The sequence below is a fragment of the Caldisericia bacterium genome, from assembly GCA_026414995.1.
Lineage (GTDB): Bacteria > Caldisericota > Caldisericia > B22-G15 > B22-G15 > JAAYUH01.
In genome coordinates, this window is the sequence record JAOAHY010000014.1 from 15,023 (window position 1) to 34,513 (window position 19,491).

Consider the following 19,491-nt stretch of genomic DNA (forward strand, 5'->3'; position numbering starts at 1 on the left):
CAAAAAAAACATTTCAAATTTTTTACATTATTATTTGTGGTAAAATGTGGTAATTTGTGGTAAAATAAAAAAAATGTTTATGGGTAGTTTTGAGTATAAAATGGATGATAAAGGTAGGGTGCTTGTACCACCCCAATTTAAAGAGGAACTTGGGGAAAAATTTATAATCACGCGCGGTTTTGAAAATTGTCTTTTTGTTTACTCAATTAATGAATGGAAAAGAATCTCTAAAGAGTTAGAGAGGGTTCCTTTATCTTCAAAAGAATTAAGATTTTTTTTAAGAATTTGGTTTTCATCTGCACAAGAAATTACAATAGATCAATATGGAAGAATTTTAATACCAAATGATTTTAGAAAATATGCTAATTTAAATAAAGAAGTTGTTTTTATTGGAGTATTAAATAGAATTGAAATTTGGGATAAATTTTCATGGGAAAATTATAGAAATTCAAGTGAAATATCCTATGAAGATTCTATTTTAAAACTAATGGAAGGAAGATGATGGAGATAGTTCATAAGCCAGTTTTATTAAAAGAAGTTCTTTCTTTTATTGATTTTGAAAAGATGAGAGTTTTTCTTGATTTAACCATTGGAGAAGGTGGACATAGTGAAGAAATTTTAAAAAGGGCTAGTTCAGATTCAATTTTAATTGGATTTGACCTTGATGAAGAAATATTAAACATAACTGAGAGAAGATTATCACAATTTGGGAAAAAATTTTATCTTTTCAATGAAAATTATAAAAATTTTCCAAATGTATTAAAAAAATTAAACATCAATAAGGTAGATTTTATGCTATTAGATCTTGGCTTTTCTTCATATCAACTTAAAGAGGGTAGAGGTTTTTCATTTTTAGATAAAGAGAGTTTACATATGGGGTATAGTAAAAGTTTTAAAGGAGCAGATTATTATATAAATAGATTAAGTAAACAAGATTTGATTTATATTTTTGAAGAATTTGGGGAAATAAAGGAGAGCGAAAAAATAGCCTTAAAAATAATTGAAGAGAGAAAAAAGAAAAAAATTGAAACAAGTTATGAACTTGCAAAAATTATTGAAAAAGTAATAAAAAAGAGAGGAAAAATTCACCCTGCAACTACAATTTTTCAAGCAATTAGAATTTATGTGAATAGAGAATTAGATAACCTTAAAGAATTTTTACTTATTTTTTCTGATTATTTAGATAAAGAAGGAATAGCAGAAATCATCTCATACCATTCACTTGAAGATAGAATGGTAAAAAAAACATTTAAAGAGTTAGAAGAAATGGAAATTGCAAAAATTTTAACCAAAAAAGTGATAACTCCAACAAGGGAAGAAATAATAGAAAATAGGAGATCAAGGAGTGCAAAACTTAGAGTGGTTCAAAAAATTTAGTTTATTTCTAATTATAATTATATTTTTTATATTTATATATGGATTTCTAAACTTTTATAATATGCACTTGGAAAAAAAGAAAGAAGAACTAAAAAGAGAGTTGAATTATTTAAAAGAGGAGTATTTAGATCTTACTATTGAATATGAAAAAGAGTCAAATCCAAAAAATCTTATTGAGAAAGCAGTTAATAATTTAAAATTAAAATTTGGAGAAATAGAGGTGATAGTAGTTGATACAGGAAACGGTCAATAATAAGAAAAAAGAACTCAATAATAAAATATTAAAATTATTCATTGTAATAATTTTATGTTTTGTAGTTATTTTTCTTAAACTTATTTATGTAAACCTTATTAAAAGTAGTGAATTTAAAAATATTGCTGAAGCTCAATGGTTTGAAAGTGGAAAAATAATAAAAGCAAAAAGAGGAACAATTTATGATAGAAATGGAAATATTTTAGCAATATCTATTTTAAGATACAGATTAATTTTAAATAAAAATCTTGTTAAAGATTTTGATAAAACAGTTGAGATTTTATTTCAAAAATTAAAAATAAATAAGAACGATTTAATTAAAAAGATAAACGATAGTTCATCTCAAGTAGTCCTCCTTGATGATATAAAAGAGAGTGAAATCGGAAATTATAAAGATTTGATTGATGATGAAATTTATTTTGAATCATATTATAAGAGAGTTTATCCTTATGAAAATTTAGCATCATATCTACTTGGAACAATGGGAGTTGATAAGGGATTAGAAGGAGTTGAATTTCAATTTGATTCTTTACTTAAAGGTGAAGATGGAGTTATGGGTTTTTTAAAAGATGCAACAGGAAAAGAGATTCCTGGTTCTGAGTTTATTATAAAAAATCCTAAAGATGGAAAAGATATATATTTAACTATAGATATAAATATTCAAGGAGTTGTTGAGAGAGAACTCGAGAAAACATTTAAAGAATATAAACCAAAAAGAGTTATAGGAATAGTTGAAAGTGTAAAAACAGGTGAATTAATATCAATTGCAACTATTCCTAATTTTGATCCAAATAGTTTTGATGAATTTTCAAAAGCAACATATCCAGACCCATCATATGGATTTAATTATGAACCTGGTTCCTCATTTAAACCTCTTGTTGCATCTGCTGCTCTTGAAGAAGATTTAATAAAAGATGAAGATAAATTTTATTGTAAAGGCTATACAGTAATTGATAACAAGACATTCAAATGTTTTTCAAAACATGGAGAGCAAACTTTAAAAGATTTACTTAAAAATTCTTGTAATATTGGGTTTATAGAGGTGGGTAAAAAACTAGGTAAAAAACTATATTATTATTTAAAACTTTTTGGAGTTGGAGAAAAAATTGGTCTTGATTTTCCATATGAAGGGAAGGGTGATATTTTAGAACCAGATAATTGGAGTGCAACAACACTGCCAACAATGTCATTTGGTGTAGGAATAACTGTTACACCACTTCAACAAACTTCTTTTTATCAAACAATTGCAAATGGTGGAAATAGATTAAAACCTCAAATTATAAAAAAGATTTTAGATAATAATAAAACAGTTCTAGAATCTAAACCAGTTTTGATTAAAAAAGTAATTTCAAAAGAAACAGCAGATAAAGTTCTTTCTTATCTTGATTATGTTGTTAATGGTGGAGGAGTAAAAAGTGCTGTGATTTCTGGATATTCAATTGGAGGTAAAACAGGAACTGCTGGTGTAATAGAGAATGGAAAATATAAAGAAGGCTTTTCTGTTTTATGGTTTGTTGGTATAGTTTCAGCAAAAAATCCTGAATATGTAATAACAGTTGTTGTTGATGGAATTGAAAGTCAAGATGTTTTTGCAGCAGGAATTGCTGCACCAACTTTTAGAAAGATTGCTCAATTTTTGATAAACTATTATGGAATAGAAAAAGATGAAAAAACTAAGTGAGTTATTAAAAAACATTGAATATAAAAAAGTTTTGAATTTTTTTGATAGAGATATAGATAACTTAGCAATAAATTTAAAAGAAATAAAAGAAAACTCACTTTATTTTATTATAAAAGGTAGAAATTATGATGGTATAAAAAATTTTAATAAAGCTTATGAATATGGAGTAAGGTCATTTATTTCTGACAGAGAATTTGAAATACCAGAAGATACAACTTTAATTATTGTTAATGAAACAAGAGAGGCACTTTATAAAATATCAAAATTTTTCTATGATGACCCTTCACAAAAAATGAATATTTTTGGAATAACAGGAAGCAGTGGTAAAACATCTGTTGTAAATATCTTAAAAGAAATATTTCCAGATTCATCATCAATAAGTTCACAAGGAGTTCAAATTCTGAATGAAAAAGTTTTTGAACCAGAAACAACTCAAACAACACCTGAATCACACCATATTTTTAAATATTTAGATTTAGCACAAAAAAAGAATACAAAAAACTTTTTTATTGAAGCATCATCTTTTTCTTTAAAGGATAAAAGAATTTTTGGAATAGACTTTAAAGGTTCAATTTTTTTAAATTTTTCAATTACACATCACCTTAACATTCATGGCTCAATTTTAGATTATCTTAATTCAAAACTTCTTTTAAAAGAGTTAACTTCTGGACCATTTCTTATAAATTTAGATTCTCCTTATTCATATTTTTTAAAAAAAGATTCAAAAAATTTTTATTTCTCATATAAAGAAAAAAGTGACTTTTCAATTTTAAATTGTGAAAAAAATAATTTTGATTTTTCTTTCATGATAAAACTTCTTGATAAAACATATAAAATAAATCTTAAAGATGAGTTTGATATTTATCCTGTTTTACCTTCTCTTTCACTTGCATATCTTTTTAATATTGATATTGAAGAAGCAATAAAAAAAATTGAAAATATGAATTTAAAACCAAAAGGAAGATGGGAAATTTTAAATGAAGATCCTTTTGTTGTTGTTGATAAATCAAACACACCTCTTTCTATCGAGTTTTTAGTTGAAAAAATTAAAAAATTGCCACTTAAAAGAAAATTCGTTCTTTTTTCTTTTTTTGAAGAAGAAGACATAAGAGAAACATATTTAATTTCAAAGCTTCTCTCAAAAAATTTTGATTTTATTTTTATAACACAAGATGATATTACTAAAAAAGGTATATTTCAGTGTAATTTAAATTTTATAAAGTTTCTAAAAAAGTTTAATTCAAAATTTATCTTTATAAAAGATAGAAAAGAAGCCATAAAGAAATCTTTATCATTTGCTAAAAAGAAAGATGGGGTGTTTATTTTAGGAAGAGGAGATCAAAAGAATATGAAATTTAAGAAAATAACTATTCCATTTAATGATATTGAAATAACAAAAGACCTTATAAAAGAAATTTATCATAAGAGGGTTTACTCATGAATTTAATTTTTATATTCTTTATTTTTTTAATTTTATCTTTTGCTTTATTTAAACTTTTAATTATATTTCAAAGAAAAAGAAAAAAAGGACAAGTTGTAAGAGATGAAGGTCCTAAAACTCATTTAAATAAAAGTGGAACACCTACTTTTGGTGGAGTTATTTTTTTAATATCTCTTTTATTAATCTACACCTTTTTACAAAAAGGTAGTTTATTAAATAATTTTGTTCTTTTTGTTTTACTTCAAAGTTCAATTGGTTTTATAGACGATTTTATGAAAGTTATATTAAACTCACCTTATGGTCTTATTGCAAGATATAAGTTTCCACTTCAAATAATTTTTTCAATTCCTGCATTAATATATTTTATAAAATCGAAAAACACTTCAATTTTCATTCCTTTTATTAATAAATCAATTGAATTATCTATCCCTATTTTTATATTTATATTTTTATTCTTTGTAATAGGTGGAATAAATAGTTTCAATTTTACAGATGGGCTTGATGGTCTCCTTGGTGGTTTATCTTTGATTTTATTGCCTTTATTCATTTTTTTATCTTTTTCAACACCTAACTTAAATAAGATTCTTTTTGCAATTTTAGGAACTCTTCTTTCTTTTCTTTGGTTTAATTTTCATCCTGCAGAAATATTTATGGGAGACACTGGCTCCACATTTTTAGGTGCTTTTTTTATGTATCTTATTTTCTTTTTTAAACTAGAAATTTTAATTCCAATTATTCTTTTTATTTTTGGAATAGAAATAATTTCTGTTATTCTTCAAGTTGGATATTTTAAAATAACAAAAAGATTATATGGTGAAGGTAGGAGAATTTTTAAAATGGCTCCAATTCACCACCATTTCGAACTATTAGGAATTCCTGAGGTAAAAATAACTTTAAGATTTTGGGTAATCCAAATTTTGCTTATAATTTTAACCTTTTCAATAGTTTATTTTGGAGGAATAGTTGAAATATAAAGGTAAAAAGGTTTCAGTGCTTGGAATTGGTGGAACAAAAAGGTCTGGTTTTTATTCAGCACTTCTTTTGAAAAAAGAAGGTGCTGAAGTTTTTGTAAGCGAAATTAAAAAAGAAGAGGAATTTCAAAAAGAAATTGAGGAATTTAATAAACTTGGAATAAGATATGAGTTTGGAATAAATAGTGATAAAGTTTTAGAAGGAGAAGTTATAGTTTTATGTCCTGGAATACCGAGAGATCACTATTTAATTGAAAAGGCAAAATCTTTAGGAATAAAATTAACAGGAGAATTAGAACTCTCTTTTGAATTCATTAATGGAGATGTTGTAGGAATAACCGGAACCTCTGGTAAAAGTACAACAACCTCTTTAACTTATGAATTAATTAAAAAAAGCAGAGTTAAAACTCACCTTGGAGGAAATATCGGAATACCTCTCTCATCATTAGTAATTAATGAGAGAGAAGGGGTTTTTGTTCTTGAAGTTTCTGCTTTTCAACTTGAAACAATTGAAAAATTCAAACCAAAAGTAGGAGTTTTTTTAAATTTCCATGAAGACCATCTTGATAGATATAAGAGTTTAGAAGAATATTTTTATTTCAAAAAAAGAATTTTCGAAAATCAAAATGAGTTTGATTTTGCAATTTTAAATTATGATGATGAGATAATAAGAAATTTAGAAAGAGAAATTAAAAGCAAAGTTTTATTTTTCTCAATGGAAAAAGAAGTTGAAGGTATCTATTTTAAAGATGGGAAAATTTATTTAAATATTGATAATATAAGAGATTTTATAATTGAAAGAAACGAAATTTCTTTAATTGGTGATTTTAACACTAAAAATATTATGGCAGCAACTCTTTCATCATATTTAATAACTAAAGATATTGATTCTATAAGAAGAGGGTTAAGAGAATTCAGGGCACTTCCTCATAGATTAGAATTTATAGCAGAAATTGATGGTATAAAATTTATAAATGACTCAAAATCAACAAAACCAGAATCAAGTAAACTTGCTCTTCAATCTTTTCCGCCTAAAAAAGTAATAATTATTTTAGGTGGAAGTAGTAAAAAAAGCGATTTCAGAGAACTCTGTTATTTAGTTAAAGAAAGAGCAAAATTTGCAATTTGTATTGGTGCAACAAGTGGTGAATTTGTAAAAATTTTTGAGGAGATTGGTTTTAAAAATTATGAAGTCTCAAAAGATCTTAAGGAAGCAATAAGATTAGGCTATTCAAAAGGAGAGAAGGGTGATATAGTTTTACTTTCTCCAGCATGTGCAAGTTTTGATATGTTTATTGATTTTGAAGATAGAGGAGAAAAGTTTAAGCAATTTGTATTGGAGTTAAAGAATGAAAAGGAGGTTTGATATAATTCTTCTATTTCTTTTTGTTATTCTTTATCTATTTGGTATTCTCTGGCAATTTTCAGCAGGAAGTGTTGAATATTTTAAATATGGTGAAATGTATACATTTAAAAGATTTTTAATTTTCTCTTCAATTTCAATTTTCTTCATGATTTTATCAATTTATATTCCGAAAAAAACTTTAATTTTATCAACAAAACCAATTTTCTTTTTATCTTTATTATTACTTGTACTTGTATATATTCCATTTTTTAATCAAAATAGTGAGCACAAAAGGTGGATTTTTTTATTTGGTATGAGTTTTCAACCTTCAGAACTTTTCAAATTAACGACTATTCTTTTTACATCTTATACTCTATCAAGAGATTACCTCTTGTGGCAAAAATTTTCATATCTTTTACCTCTATTTTTCTATATTTTTTTAGGGACTGCTTTAATTTTATTTGAAACAGATTTAAGCACAGCAATGCTTGTTTATATTATCTTTTTCATAATAATTTTTACTGGAACATATAAATTTAAACATATAATAATTCCATCTTTGATACTTGCAATATCACCTTTTGTTATTTTATCTAAAGAAGAGTGGAGAATGAGAATAATAAGCACATTAAATCCATTTAAATATATTACAAAAGAGGGTTATCAAATTGCTCAATCATTAATTGCAATCGGTTCTGGTGGTTTTTTTGGATTAGGATATATGAATGGAAAACAAAAATTTGATTATATTCCTCTTGTATCAAAAGATTTTATTTTTTCCCTTATTTGTGAAGAAAGCGGTCTTTTAGGTGCTTCAGTTTTACTTTTGCTTATATTCTTAACTTTATATAGAGGTTATAGAATATCAGTTAAAGTTAATGATCCATTTTTAAAGTTTCTCTCTTTTGGAATAACAACTCATCTTGTCTTACAATCTTTAATTGTAATAGGAGTAAACATTGGAATTTTTCCAGTAACTGGACTTCCGCTTCCATTTATAAGTTATGGAGGAACTGCTCTTTTAATTAATGGAATTGAGGCAGGTTTACTTATTAATGTTTCGAGGTATATAGAATGAGAGTTTTAATTGCAACTGGTGGAACAGGGGGTCATATTTATCCTGGAATTTTAATAGGAAAATATTTAAAAGAGAGTGGTTTTGAGATTTTATTTACAATTGGTAAAAGAGAAAGAGAGATAGAAATAATGAAAAAATCAGGTTTTAATTTTATATCTCTTCCTTTGCCATCTCCATCTAAAATCTATTTTTACCCATCTCTATTTACCTCTATATTTACTGCTTACAAAATAATTAAAGAATTTAAACCAGAAAAGATTATCGCAACAGGTAGTTATTCTTCTTTTCCTATACTTTTGTGGGCTAATGTGTTAAAGATTCCTTATTATTTACATGAACAAAATACAATTCCAGGAAAGGTTATTAAACTTTTTTCAAAAAATGCAAACAAGGTTTTTGTTTCATTTGAAGAGACAAAAAACTATCTAAATTTTGATAATGTAATTTATTCTGGTTTTCCAATAAGAGAAAAAATAGGTAAAATAAACAAAGAAGAGGGTTTAAAAAAATTTAATCTATCTTCTTACAAAAAAACAGTTTTAATATTAGGCGGAAGTGGGGGTTCAAAATATCTTTTAGATTTAATTAAAAAATTTGAAAAAGAGATCGATTCGTTGAATCTTCAAGGAATAATTATAAAGGGAAACATTGATTTTAAAGAGAAATTTTTATTTGAAAATAAAGTTTTTGAATATATAGATGAAATTGAATATGCTTATGCAGCAAGTGATTTTGTTATCGGTAGAGGTGGTGCTGGAACAATTTGGGAAATTATGGTTTCAAAAAAACCATCTTTAATAGTTCCTATTAAAACAAGTGAACATCAAATTAAAAATTCTCAAATAATAGAAAAATTAAAAATTGGTGAAGTTTTTATATCTCAAGATGATACAACTTTCATCCAAAAAATTGAAAAACTTTCTTTAGATTTAGAAAAGTATAGAATGAATTTCTCAAACTTAAATCTTCCTAATACTAAGGATATAATATTAAAGGAGATACTTTATGAATAAAAGAGTTCATCTTGTTGGAATTTGTGGAACTGGAATGATTTCTCTTGCAAATTTACTTATTTCTCAAAATTATAAGGTTTCTGGTTCTGATATTTTATTGAGTGATAAGATAAAAAAACTTCTTCAAAAAGGAGTTAATTTTTATTTAGGACATAAAAAAGAAAATATTATAGATAAAGATATAATAATTTATTCCTCTGCAATAAAAGAAGATAATGAAGAGTTGATTTATTCAAAAAAACTAAATAAAGAAATTTATCATAGAGTAGATTTTCTTAAAAAATTAACAGAAAATAAAAAGGTTATAGGCATTGCAGGTACTCATGGAAAAACAACAACAACTTCTCTTATATCTCATATCTTTGAAATTGGAGAGTTGCATCCTTCAATTTATATTGGTGGTGAAACAGATGACCTTATTTTTGGAAGTAAATTAGGAAAAGGAGAATACTTTATTCTTGAAACAGATGAGCATGATAAATCTTTTTTAAAATTTGATATTAATCTTCCTATTATTACAAATATTGATAAAGATCACCTTGATTTAAATGGACCTTATAAGGGAGACTTTGAATTATTAAAGGAAAGTTTTATTGAATTTATCAATAAATCAAATTCTGGAAAAGTTGTTTTATGTATTGATGACCCCGTTATAAATGAGATAAAAAATTATTTAAAAGTTGAAACTATCTCTTATTCAATAAAAAACAATAATGCAACTTATTATGGAGAAATAAAAGAGGAAGGTTTAAGACAAAAAATATCACTTTATAAAAATAGTTATTACATTGGAGATTATGAAATTTATCTTCCAGGTTTTATGAATGTTTTAAACTCTCTTGCTGCAATTGCCACATCTTTAGAATTTAATATAGAAAAAGAGCCTCTTTTTGAGGCTCTTAGAACATTTAAAGGAGTTAAAAGAAGATTTGAAATTCTTTATGATAACTTTCTTACAATAATAGATGATCATGCAGATCATCCAACAGAGATAAAAACAACTCTTTCTGTAGCAAGAAAAATATATAAAGATAGAAGATTAATTCTTGTTTTGGAACCGCATAGATATACAAGAGTGTATAATTTAAAAGATGATTACCCATTGAGTATAAAAAACGCAGATATTGTTATTTATCTTCCAATTGATCCAGGAGATGAGACTGAGACTCTTGGAATGGATACAGAAATTTTGTATGATAAAACTAAAGAAATGTATAAAGATAAAGAAATTTACTATTTAGACAAAAAAAGTGCTCTTCTTTTTTTAAGAAATAATATAAAAAGAGATGATGTGATTATCTTTATGGGCCCAGGAAAAATTAAGAATCTTGTTAAGGAGTTTATAGGTGAGTTTAAAGGTTTATAAAGATTTTGAACTTATTAAAGGAAGAGTTTTTAAAAATTATGACATTAAAAATTTAACTACCTTTAAAGTTGGTGGAAAAGTTGATTATCTTGTAATTCCTTATGATATTGAAGATATTAAAACAACACTCAAGATTGGAAAAGAGAGAGATATTCCAATTTATATAATGGGAAATGGATCCAATCTTTTAGTTTCTGACAAAGGGGTGAGAGGAATTATTTTAAGAATTTCAAAAGAAAACTTCAATAAAGTTGAATTAAATGGAAATTTAATTACTTCAGAAAGTGGAGTTCCTCTAAGTGAACTTATATCTCTTTCTATAAAAAATGAACTATCAGGTCTTGAAAATCTTTATGGAATTCCAGGAGTTCTTGGTGGAGTTATTGCAATGAATGCAGGAACTGATGGGTGTTCAATAGGAGATTTTGTAAAAGAGATAAAAGTTATTGACTCATCATTAGATTCAATAAGCCTTTCAAAAGAAGATGTTCTATTTTCTTATAGAAAATCATCAATTCTTGAAAAAAAGTTGATTGTATTAGAAGCAAAAATAGAACTTAAAAAAGAGAACAAAGATAAAATTTTAAAAACATTAAAAGAGAAGATGAAAAAAAGAAAATTAACTCAACCTATAAACTTTCCAACAGCAGGATGTGTATTTAAAAATGAAGGAGAAAATAAAGCAGGTTTTCTAATTGAAAGGGCTGGTTGCAAAGGATTAAAGATAGGTGATGCAGAAGTTTCAAATCTTCACGCAAATTTTATTTTAAATAAAGGCAATGCAACATTTAAAGAGATAATTACTCTAATGAAATTAGTAAGAGAAATGGTTTATGAAAAATTTAAAATTATGCTAAACCCTGAAGTTGTAATTTTAGGAGAAATCGAAGAAGCGCTTCCTTTTAAGGTGCTTGAACCATGGTAAAGAAAATAATTTTAATAATTATTTTAATTATTTTTTTAATTTTTCCTCCAATTATTCCAAAATCTTTAATTAAGGGTGATAAATCTTATCTTAAACAACCTTTTATTTTCACATATTTCAATAAAAACTTAAAAAGAGAGTCTTTTTTTATATATAAAATAGAAGGATACGAAAAAAGAGGGGTTGTTCTTAAAAATGAAAGTAGTCAAAAATCTTACATTTTTTCTTCAGAGGGAGATTTTTTAAGTGAGGGAGAAATTAATGGTGGAATTTTAATTTATTTTAAAGAGAATAAAGAACCAAAGAAACATTATAATTCAATTAAAAATTTTCATTCTTCCTATATTTTCTTTCAAGATACTTTAAAAAATTTAAACCTTATACCTTATATTGATTTAGAAAAAGATGAAATTTACCTTGAAAATGAATATCTTTTAGTAAAAATTGGAAGATTAAACTTTAAAGAAAGAATAAGAAATTTAGTAACTCTTTTAAATAAAGAAAAAATAAATGGAATAATAGATGCTTCATTTGATAAAATTATTATAATTAAAGGGGTTAAAAAGTGAAAAATTTATCTGTTTTAGAGTTTTCACCAAAAGATAAAATAGTTTTTAATATCTTTAGATTGGAAAATGGCAACATAAATTTAGTTGAAAGATATGAATTTGAAGATATAAATTATAAAAATGGGAAAATTTTAAGAGTTGGACCTCTTAAAGAGAGAATTCAAAATGAAATTAAAAAATTTGAGGAAGTGATTGGTTCATTTCAAAACATAATAACAATATATGACAAACCAACTCTAATTAGAAAAAAATTTTCACTTAAAAGTAAAGATGAAAGAAAAATTAAGCAAAGTGATATTGATAACATGGTAAATATAATAAAAAGTGGTTTAGAAAAAGAGGGTAAAGAAATAATTTATTTTTTCAAAAATGAGTTTTATTTAGATGATAAAAAAGTAGTTTCGCCTATAGGTGAAAAAGGAAGGTCCCTAATAGGAATTTTTACACTTTGTGCAATTGAAAAAGAAAAAGTTAAAGCATTAAAATCTCTTTTTGAAAAAAAGGAGTCTCTTCTTGGAATTTTTTTGTCTCCTCTTTTAATTCCTTATGGATTAAAAGATAACTTTTCTAAAAATTTCATAATTGATATCGAAGATAAGTTTACTTATATTCTCTTTGGATATGACAATACTCCACATCAAATTGAATATTTAGATTTAGGTGTCATAGATATTTTAAGAGATCTCTCTTATATTCTTGAAATACCACCAAGAGACACACAAGAAATTGTTTTTAGAAAAGGAGCACTTGATTCAAGAATATTTTTAGATAAAGATTATCCAATTTCTATTGAAAAAAAAGTTGCATCAATGAGAGTTTATGAAATTCTTGAAATGATTGAAAAAAAATTAAAAAGATTACCTTTTAAATTTTATCCAGAAGAGATTGTATTATGTGGTGAAGGTGCTAAAATAAAAAATATTAAAGAATTTACAAAAGATTATTTTAATTTGCCTGTTTCAATTGGTGAGCCAGTTGAATTTAAAAGTGAATTGAAATTTGATGGAATAGACTTAATACATGTGATTGGTGCAGTTAGAACATTTTTTGAGGAAAAAGAAAAAGTGTCTTTATTTTCAAAATTTTTAAAATTATTTGAAAAAATTTTTGATTGAGGAGGAAGTGATGGGTAATGCATATGATCCATGGCAAGAAACAAAGCCGGTGATAAAAGTTGTAGGAGTTGGAGGAGGAGGAACAAATGCAGTTAATAGAATGATTGAAAGGGAGATAAAAAATGTTGAATTTATTGCAATAAATACAGATGTTCAAGTTTTGAAACTTTCAAAAGCACATAGACTTGTTCAAATTGGTCCAAAAACAACAAAAGGTCTTGGAGCAGGTTCAGACCCAGAACTTGGTAAAAAAGCAGCAGAGGAGAGTAGAGAAGCAATAAGAGATGCCCTTCATGGTGCAGATTTAATTTTTATCACCGCTGGTATGGGTAAAGGAACAGGCACAGGTGCATCACCAATTGTTGCAGAACTTGCAAGAGAACTTGGAGCACTAACAATTGGAGTTGTAACAAAACCATTTGCTTTTGAAGGAAGAAAAAGATTACAAATTGCTGAAGAAGGAATTTCTCTTTTAAAAGAAAAGGTAGATACTTTAATTATTATTTCTAATAATCGCCTATTAGAAATTACGACACCAAAAACAAGTTTGCTTGATTCTTTCTCTCTTGCTGATGAGGCACTTCGACAGGGTGTTCAAGGAATTTCAGACCTTCTTACTCAACCAGGATTAATTAATGTTGACTTTATGGATGTTGCAAAAATTATGAGAGGTGCAGGAAACGCATGGCTTGGTATTGGAATGGGTTCAGGAGAAAAAAGAGCAGAAACTGCCGCAAAAAATGCTTTAACAAGCCCTCTTCTTGAAATGTCTCTCTCTGGAGCAAAAGGAGTTGTTGTAAACATTTCAGGCAATAAATCTCTATCTATACATGAGGTAAACAATGCAATGAAAATAATAAGTTCAAATGCTGATCAAGATGCAAATATAATTTTTGGTGTAACAATTGATGATGAATTAGGAGATCAAATTAAAATTGTTGTTGTTGCAACAAACTTTCAACCAAAACTTGGTCCTCAAGGAAAATTTGAAGAATTAGAAAAGGAGATAATAACAACTGAAGATTTAAGGATTCCTTCATTTTTAAGAAAAAGAAGAGAAGATAAAGATTGAAAAGATTTGGAAGAATAATACTTCTTTTTTTAATTATTCTTTTTCTTTTTAATTATAAAAAGATATTTTCTCTTTTTGCCCTACCTCAAACATATAAAATTGAAAAAACAACTGATACAATTTTTATAAGAAAAGATGGTTTAGTAATTTTTGACGAAGAGATTATTTATTCTCCTTATGATGGTAAAATAAAATTTTTCTTTTCCAATGGTGATAAAATAAAGAAAAATTCACTTGTTGCATCAATTGAGATACCAGAAGGCGAATTTAAATTTTATTCAAATACATGTGGTATTTTATCATTAAAGTTTGATGAACTCGATTTTTCAGAAGAAAAAATAAAAAATCTTAATTTTGAAGATTTAACAAAATCTTTAGAAACAAAGAATATTAAAGATGGTGATGAAGTTAAAATAGGTGAGCCAATTTTTAAGGTAATTGATAATCTCTCTTCTTATATATATTTTGAAAAGGATAAAAATATTGAAAATTTTATATCTGATAATTATATCTATTTAAAAAATATCTATAATGGAGAAATTTTTAAAGGAGAAATTCTTGAAGATAAAGAAAAATTAAAAATTAAATTTGATAAATTTATAGAATATTTTTTAGACAATAGAATCCATCCATTTGAAATAATGCTTTTTGAGGGAGATGTAATTAAAATAAAGGAAAATTTTATAAAAAATGGCGGTTTTGATATAAAAGAAGATTTTAAAACAAGATTTATTTCAATTGAAAGTTTTAAATATATAAAAATTGGAGGTTATTATATTTTTCCTCTTGTTGAGGAAAATAAACCTCTTTTTGATTTATTAGGAAAAGAGATTATAAAGTAAAGGAGGAGACATGAGTTTAATTGAGAGTTTAAAGAGGTTTTTTGGTTTTGAAGAAGAGATAAAAGAGATTCAAGAAGAAGATGAAAGTATTACTGTTGGTGAAGAGAGTGGAGTTAAAGTTGTAGTTATTGAACCAAAATCTTTTGATGAGGCTCAAGAAATTATTGATGATTTGCGTGATGGAAGACCAGTTATTATTAATTTTGAAGATACAGACAGAGAACTTGCAAGAAGGATAATTGATTTTATAAGTGGTGGCGCTTATGCACTTGATGGTTCAACAGAAAAAATTTCAAATTATGTATTTTTATTTGTACCAAAAGGGGTAGAAATTACAAAAGAGACAAAAAAATTCTGGAAAAAAAGATTAGACAAAGAAGAATCTGAAGAATAAAGAAAATTTTCAATTGAAATCATTATAAAATTTTGTTATAATGAATTTTGCTCTGACTCTTTCGTTATCTCATAAGTATCTTCCTAAAAAATGGGAAGACCAGAGGTAACGGAGAGTCGGAGCATTTTTAATTTATTTAATCAATCTTTCAATTAAATTATTATCTTCTTTACTTTTGAATATAACTTTTATAAGTAATCTTATTGAATCACTCAAATTTTTTGAAATTTTTACCTTTTTTAATAAATAAGGCAACCTTTTAATTGATTCTTTTCCCTCTTTTATATTTATAATTGAAATAATTCTCTTTCTTTCATCTTTTGAATATTTTTCATTTATATCAAGTTCAATTATTCTGTTAATTGGAAGTTGATTAATAATTCCAGCAAAAACCTCATCTGGTGAATCTATAAAATTAATTATCTCCCAATCATAGATTATTTTAGAGTTAAAATTAAGTTCATTTGATATAAAAGCAACGCTTTTATATTCCCAAGCACCAAACTCATTTTTAGTAAGAACTCTATAACTTTTGGAAATATTCTTCATAAAAATATTTTACACTAATTTTTAATTATTTTAAACCCTTTAAATAACAAATAATCAAAATCATCTGTGATTTCATAGGAAACAATTGTAAATCCACCACCTCTTATACTTCCTATACTTTCTTCAATTTTTACATTATCTAAAATCAAAATATCTTCTAACTCTCTTGGTGATTGTGTTATAAAAATTAATTTTTTTACATTTTCACCAATTTTTATAATGTTTCCTTTACAAATTTCCATGGGTTCTCTTTTTTGTTGAATTATATACCCATATTCTATGTTCCATTCACTTATATAATTACTATGTGCTGTTAAAAAATAAGTTTTTGTATAAGGAATATAATATGGAATATGTCTAAATAAAGAAACGGTTTCATCTGAAATAATAATTATATCATTATCATTTTTGATAAATTTTTGGATTTTATTTATAAATACACTAATAATTTCAATTTGATTGTTTAAATCTTTTCTTAAATCAATAAAAATATTCATAGTATTAAGAATTAAAATTATTACCAAAGTAATAAAAATAAATTTTTTATATTTTATTTTTAAATTATAAAATTTATAAAATAAAAAAATATAGATTGGTGGAATAATTGTTAAATAATAACCAACTTTAGGAGCATGAATAAATAGATAAAATAAAAAAGAAGGAGTTATCCAAGTTAAAAAGAAAAGTAAAAAGTCTCTTTTTTTAAAAAAAAGAAAAATTAAAAAGAATATTGGTATTAATGATTCCCTTAAAAATAAAATAAATGTTTCAAATGTTTTAGTTAACCAATACTGATTATTAAATATTAAAGATGTTCCAATAACCCATGTAAATAAGGTTTTTGAATGAATTGAATGAATATCAAATCCACCACCTGAATAAACAGTTGGAAGATAGCAAATTAGTACAAAAAATATTATTAAAGAACAGTTAAATATAAGTTCTTTTAGTTTAATTTTAGATTTAATAAATACAAAAATAATTAAAGGAAAGAAAAAAATTAAATCATTAAACCTTATACCTGTGCTTAAACCATAAAAAATTGATAAAATTGGTAGATATTTTTTATCTTTTAATGACAAAAAAGAAAATAAACCTAATATAAGTGTTAAAAATGCTTCTGAAGAGTAAATATCTTCAACAGTTCCATAAAAGTAAAATATTGAAGTAAAGGAAAAAATAATTGTTGTTAAAAAAGAATAAAATTCATCTTGAGTTAAAATTTTCATAAAATAATAAAAAATTAAAACTCCTAATATTGAAAAAAATAAAGAGAGTATTTGTAAACTTTTTAAATCATCTTTTATAAATAGATAAACAAATTTACTTATTAAAACAGGAATTGGATATCCAGGCGGATGAGGTTGTTCTGCATAAACATTAAAATTTTTAATCGCTAAAGCAAAATTAATAGTATCCCACTCATGAAAAAAATCTTTAAATAGAAAAATTCTTGTTAAAATCGTTATTAATGTTAATAAAAAAACATTTATATTAATTTTTTTATTCATCAATTTCTCCTTCTAAAATATACAAATTACTATTTTCTTTATCTAATAGATAAATTTTTCCATTCATTAATTCAAATGAGTATGGTCTAATATTTTTTAATAAATCATAATAATTATATGCGAATGAAAAAATTGGAATCAAGGTTTTATTTTGAATTTTATATAAATATTTCCACCTATTACCTAAGCAATATAAATTATTATGAAAATTTGATACTTTAGTAATTAAATCATTTATTTTTATATTTTCAATTTTTTTATCAAAAATAATTAAATTATAAATGTATTTATCAAAAATATAAATTGAATCATTATAAACTATAAACTCATTTGGTTCATATAAAATTTTTTTTGATTTCAATAAACTAAAAAAATAATTAAAGGGTTTATCTCCATATGATTTAATAAAATTTCCATTTAAATCAAATAATTTTATTTTATGATTATACATATCTAAAACATAAATTAAATCATTATAAACTCTAACTTTTACTGGATAAGATAAATTAAATTCTTCATTTCCAAAATCACCAAAAGAGAAAATAAGTTCTCCCTTTTTATTAAAAATTCTTATTTTACAATTCCAAGTATCTGCCACATATATTTTTCCATTTGAATAAAAAATTCCTTTAGGATATTTTAAAATTTTATCTCCTAATCTTCTTATCAAATTCAAATTTTTATCATAAACTAAAACATCAGAACTTTTTGAATTTAATATATAAATATTTCCATCTTCATCAATTGTTAAATCAACTGGAGAACTCAAATTTTTTATTACTTTATACTCAAATTTTGGTGGCATTACTTTTATACCTTCATTTTTAAAATAAATTACAATAGACCTTGATAAATCAAAAAATATTTCATCACCTATTTTATCCATTTTGATTTCAGATAAAAACTTTAGATTTTCATTAAAAATTTTTAGCCCTTCACTTGTAAGTAAATATATTTTATTGTCTATATCTATATCAAAAGAAATTAATTTAAATTTTAAAAAATTTACCTCTTTTAATATATTTCCTTTAAAGTCTAAAATAGAAATTATATTTTCATTCATTAAAAATATTTTGTTATTTTTTAATTTGATTTTTAAAAAATAGTTCTTTATTTTTAAATAACTTATATTAAAATTCTTATCAAAAATCATAATATGATCACTATAAAGAAAATAAAAATTTTCTTTATAAACTTTGAAATCTTTTAAGTCATCACAATTTAAGTTTAATTTTTTCACAAAATAAAATTTAGAGCCATCAAATTTATATAGATCATTATTATCAAAATAAAATAAATATAAAAATTTATCATCATTATCAATTAAAACATTTTTTGATTTTATTTTTATTTTTCTTATTGGTATATAATATCTACTAATTTCAACAAGAAAATTTTTATTAACTGAATAAATTAGACCATTATAAGTTAAAAATGAATGATTATTATTATAAAATTCATAATCTTGAATTGATGACTCATAGATAAAAAAATTACTTATATTAATTTTTCCTATGCAAATATTATTTAAGTGAGTATTAATTAATAATATAAAAACTATAATTAAAAATAAAAAACATTTTTTTATCATGTTTATAAAATAAATTATAACATTAAAAATTTTAAATTTTATGCAAAAAAATTGGCAATTTAATATTTTTTTAAATAAAAATAAATTTTGTTTTTTTAAACTACTTGACAAAAAATATTTCAATTTATAAAATTTATTTAGAAAAGAAATTTAGTTATTTTTCTATAGACCAAGAGGGCGATGAGGTCTTCTCTCAAAAGATGGGCGCCATGGGAGAAGGCGGAGCCTGGTGGCGCAACCGGCTTGGTCAATTTAATTTAGAAAAATGGCGCCAAATTTGAAAAAAGGAGGTAGCAAACTATGTGGAGAAAAGGTAAGGGTTTCACCCTTATTGAGTTAATGGTTGTTATTGCAATTATCTTGATTCTTGCTCTTATCGCTATTCCTGCCTATAGGAA

20 protein-coding genes are annotated in these 19,491 nt (G+C 24.6%); 17 read left to right on the forward strand and 3 right to left on the reverse strand.

The genetic code is table 11. The annotated features are described in order from the left end of the window. The first annotated feature begins 79 nt into the window (after positions 1-79). From mraZ to N3D74_05385, 16 genes are read left to right on the forward strand one after another with little or no spacing between them, the layout of a single operon-like run. Positions 80-502: a division/cell wall cluster transcriptional repressor MraZ gene (mraZ, locus tag N3D74_05310; GenBank protein ID MCX8095584.1), complete on the forward strand. Its 423-nt coding sequence runs from the start codon at positions 80-82 to the stop codon at positions 500-502. After that, complete coding sequence (gene rsmH / locus N3D74_05315; protein ID MCX8095585.1) at positions 499-1,377, forward strand: 16S rRNA (cytosine(1402)-N(4))-methyltransferase RsmH; 879 nt, start codon at positions 499-501, stop codon at positions 1,375-1,377. The genes mraZ and rsmH overlap by 4 nt, the downstream gene beginning before the upstream one ends. After that, complete coding sequence (locus tag N3D74_05320) at positions 1,346-1,630, forward strand: cell division protein FtsL (protein ID MCX8095586.1); 285 nt, start codon at positions 1,346-1,348, stop codon at positions 1,628-1,630. The genes rsmH and N3D74_05320 overlap by 32 nt, the downstream gene beginning before the upstream one ends. Continuing rightward, the gene (locus tag N3D74_05325) at positions 1,608-3,311 is read left to right on the forward strand and encodes a penicillin-binding protein 2 (GenBank protein ID MCX8095587.1); all 1,704 of its coding nucleotides are present in this window, start codon (positions 1,608-1,610) and stop codon (positions 3,309-3,311) included. The genes N3D74_05320 and N3D74_05325 overlap by 23 nt, the downstream gene beginning before the upstream one ends. Then, complete coding sequence (locus N3D74_05330) at positions 3,295-4,752, forward strand: Mur ligase family protein (GenBank protein ID MCX8095588.1); 1,458 nt, start codon at positions 3,295-3,297, stop codon at positions 4,750-4,752. The genes N3D74_05325 and N3D74_05330 overlap by 17 nt, the downstream gene beginning before the upstream one ends. Next, positions 4,749-5,726, forward strand: coding sequence for a phospho-N-acetylmuramoyl-pentapeptide-transferase (mraY, locus tag N3D74_05335; GenBank protein ID MCX8095589.1), 978 nt, complete (start codon positions 4,749-4,751; stop codon positions 5,724-5,726). The genes N3D74_05330 and mraY overlap by 4 nt, the downstream gene beginning before the upstream one ends. After that, a complete protein-coding gene (gene murD, locus N3D74_05340; GenBank protein MCX8095590.1) occupies positions 5,716-7,089 on the forward strand; it encodes a UDP-N-acetylmuramoyl-L-alanine--D-glutamate ligase in 1,374 nt (457 codons plus the stop codon). Before mraY ends, murD begins: the two co-directional genes overlap by 11 nt. Next, positions 7,073-8,146 carry an FtsW/RodA/SpoVE family cell cycle protein gene (locus N3D74_05345; protein MCX8095591.1) on the forward strand — a complete coding sequence of 358 codons (1,074 nt, stop codon included), beginning with the start codon at positions 7,073-7,075 and terminating at the stop codon, positions 8,144-8,146. Before murD ends, N3D74_05345 begins: the two co-directional genes overlap by 17 nt. Then, complete coding sequence (locus N3D74_05350; GenBank protein MCX8095592.1) at positions 8,143-9,159, forward strand: UDP-N-acetylglucosamine--N-acetylmuramyl-(pentapeptide) pyrophosphoryl-undecaprenol N-acetylglucosamine transferase; 1,017 nt, start codon at positions 8,143-8,145, stop codon at positions 9,157-9,159. The genes N3D74_05345 and N3D74_05350 overlap by 4 nt, the downstream gene beginning before the upstream one ends. Beyond that, entirely contained in the window at positions 9,152-10,525 is a 1,374-nt protein-coding gene (gene murC, locus N3D74_05355; GenBank protein ID MCX8095593.1) for a UDP-N-acetylmuramate--L-alanine ligase, read from the forward strand. The genes N3D74_05350 and murC overlap by 8 nt, the downstream gene beginning before the upstream one ends. After that, positions 10,506-11,450, forward strand: a complete 945-nt coding sequence (gene murB / locus N3D74_05360) for a UDP-N-acetylmuramate dehydrogenase (GenBank protein MCX8095594.1) — start codon at positions 10,506-10,508, stop codon at positions 11,448-11,450. The genes murC and murB overlap by 20 nt, the downstream gene beginning before the upstream one ends. Continuing rightward, positions 11,444-12,019: a hypothetical protein gene (locus N3D74_05365; protein ID MCX8095595.1), complete on the forward strand. Its 576-nt coding sequence runs from the start codon at positions 11,444-11,446 to the stop codon at positions 12,017-12,019. Before murB ends, N3D74_05365 begins: the two co-directional genes overlap by 7 nt. After that, complete coding sequence (locus tag N3D74_05370; GenBank protein MCX8095596.1) at positions 12,016-13,134, forward strand: hypothetical protein; 1,119 nt, start codon at positions 12,016-12,018, stop codon at positions 13,132-13,134. Before N3D74_05365 ends, N3D74_05370 begins: the two co-directional genes overlap by 4 nt. A 10-nt stretch (positions 13,135-13,144) precedes the next feature. Continuing rightward, complete coding sequence (ftsZ, locus tag N3D74_05375; protein MCX8095597.1) at positions 13,145-14,206, forward strand: cell division protein FtsZ; 1,062 nt, start codon at positions 13,145-13,147, stop codon at positions 14,204-14,206. After that, a complete protein-coding gene (locus N3D74_05380) occupies positions 14,203-15,048 on the forward strand; it encodes a hypothetical protein (GenBank protein MCX8095598.1) in 846 nt (281 codons plus the stop codon). The genes ftsZ and N3D74_05380 overlap by 4 nt, the downstream gene beginning before the upstream one ends. Positions 15,049-15,058: 10 nt before the next feature. Next, positions 15,059-15,442 carry a cell division protein SepF gene (locus tag N3D74_05385; protein ID MCX8095599.1) on the forward strand — a complete coding sequence of 128 codons (384 nt, stop codon included), beginning with the start codon at positions 15,059-15,061 and terminating at the stop codon, positions 15,440-15,442. Between the two features lie 132 nt (positions 15,443-15,574). Here N3D74_05385 and N3D74_05390 read toward each other — a convergent pair whose 3' ends face one another. Genes N3D74_05390 through N3D74_05400 form a run of 3 tightly spaced genes read right to left on the reverse strand, consistent with a single transcriptional unit; the run spans position 15,575 to position 19,093 of the window. Continuing rightward, the gene (locus N3D74_05390) at positions 15,575-15,991 is read right to left on the reverse strand and encodes a hypothetical protein (protein ID MCX8095600.1); all 417 of its coding nucleotides are present in this window, start codon (positions 15,989-15,991) and stop codon (positions 15,575-15,577) included. Positions 15,992-16,005: 14 nt separating this feature from the next. Continuing rightward, positions 16,006-17,502: a DUF2723 domain-containing protein gene (locus tag N3D74_05395; protein MCX8095601.1), complete on the reverse strand. Its 1,497-nt coding sequence runs from the start codon at positions 17,500-17,502 to the stop codon at positions 16,006-16,008. Continuing rightward, complete coding sequence (locus tag N3D74_05400) at positions 17,495-19,093, reverse strand: 6-bladed beta-propeller (protein ID MCX8095602.1); 1,599 nt, start codon at positions 19,091-19,093, stop codon at positions 17,495-17,497. The genes N3D74_05395 and N3D74_05400 overlap by 8 nt, the downstream gene beginning before the upstream one ends. A gap of 300 nt (positions 19,094-19,393) precedes the next feature. Here N3D74_05400 and N3D74_05405 point away from each other — a divergent pair. Then, positions 19,394-19,491, forward strand: a 98-nt coding sequence (locus tag N3D74_05405) for a prepilin-type N-terminal cleavage/methylation domain-containing protein (protein MCX8095603.1), incomplete at its 3' end; no start/stop codon positions are given.

What these genes read in the sequence shown, in the direction of transcription:
- mraZ (MCX8095584.1), top strand. Translation starts at nt 80, where the DNA reads ATGGGTAGTTTTGAGTATAAAATGGATGATAAAGGTAGGGTGCTTGTA.
- rsmH (MCX8095585.1), top strand. Translation starts at nt 499, where the DNA reads ATGATGGAGATAGTTCATAAGCCAGTTTTATTAAAAGAAGTTCTTTCT.
- N3D74_05330 (MCX8095588.1), top strand. Translation starts at nt 3,295, where the DNA reads ATGAAAAAACTAAGTGAGTTATTAAAAAACATTGAATATAAAAAAGTT.
- mraY (MCX8095589.1), top strand. Translation starts at nt 4,749, where the DNA reads ATGAATTTAATTTTTATATTCTTTATTTTTTTAATTTTATCTTTTGCT.
- N3D74_05345 (MCX8095591.1), top strand. Translation starts at nt 7,073, where the DNA reads ATGAAAAGGAGGTTTGATATAATTCTTCTATTTCTTTTTGTTATTCTT.
- N3D74_05350 (MCX8095592.1), top strand. Translation starts at nt 8,143, where the DNA reads ATGAGAGTTTTAATTGCAACTGGTGGAACAGGGGGTCATATTTATCCT.
- murC (MCX8095593.1), top strand. Translation starts at nt 9,152, where the DNA reads ATGAATAAAAGAGTTCATCTTGTTGGAATTTGTGGAACTGGAATGATT.
- N3D74_05365 (MCX8095595.1), top strand. Translation starts at nt 11,444, where the DNA reads ATGGTAAAGAAAATAATTTTAATAATTATTTTAATTATTTTTTTAATT.
- ftsZ (MCX8095597.1), top strand. Translation starts at nt 13,145, where the DNA reads ATGGGTAATGCATATGATCCATGGCAAGAAACAAAGCCGGTGATAAAA.
- N3D74_05385 (MCX8095599.1), top strand. Translation starts at nt 15,059, where the DNA reads ATGAGTTTAATTGAGAGTTTAAAGAGGTTTTTTGGTTTTGAAGAAGAG.
- N3D74_05390 (MCX8095600.1), bottom strand. Translation starts at nt 15,991, where the DNA reads ATGAAGAATATTTCCAAAAGTTATAGAGTTCTTACTAAAAATGAGTTT.
- N3D74_05395 (MCX8095601.1), bottom strand. Translation starts at nt 17,502, where the DNA reads ATGAATAAAAAAATTAATATAAATGTTTTTTTATTAACATTAATAACG.
- N3D74_05400 (MCX8095602.1), bottom strand. Translation starts at nt 19,093, where the DNA reads ATGATAAAAAAATGTTTTTTATTTTTAATTATAGTTTTTATATTATTA.